The sequence below is a fragment of the Nocardioides cremeus genome (assembly GCF_030518195.1).
Taxonomy (GTDB): Bacteria; Actinomycetota; Actinomycetes; order Propionibacteriales; family Nocardioidaceae; genus Nocardioides; species Nocardioides cremeus.
This window is the reverse complement of the sequence record NZ_JAULSC010000534.1, coordinates 1-201: the sequence shown is the minus strand read 5'-3', so window position 1 is coordinate 201 and position 201 is coordinate 1. Positions and strand designations below refer to the sequence as shown.

The following is a 201-nucleotide window of genomic DNA, read 5'->3' as shown; positions in this document are numbered from 1 at the left end:
CCTTGGTGGCGCGTTCCGCGGTGGTCGGGGCGACCCGGGCCGCGTCGCGCGCCTCCTGCTCCGCCGCGGCCCGGCCGGGCTGCAGGGTCGGGTGCGGCTCGGCGGCCCCCGCGGTGGCCGGGGCCAGCAGCAGCCCGGTGGTCACCACGGCGACGATCGCGGCGAGCAGGCCGCGCTGCGGGGGGCGCGGGAGGTGGTGGC

General features: G+C 83.1%; 1 protein-coding gene. It reads right to left on the bottom strand.

Annotated elements, in window-relative coordinates:
- Positions 1–201: hypothetical protein (locus tag QWJ41_RS22005; protein WP_302710626.1), on the bottom strand; the 201-nt coding region annotated here is incomplete at both ends.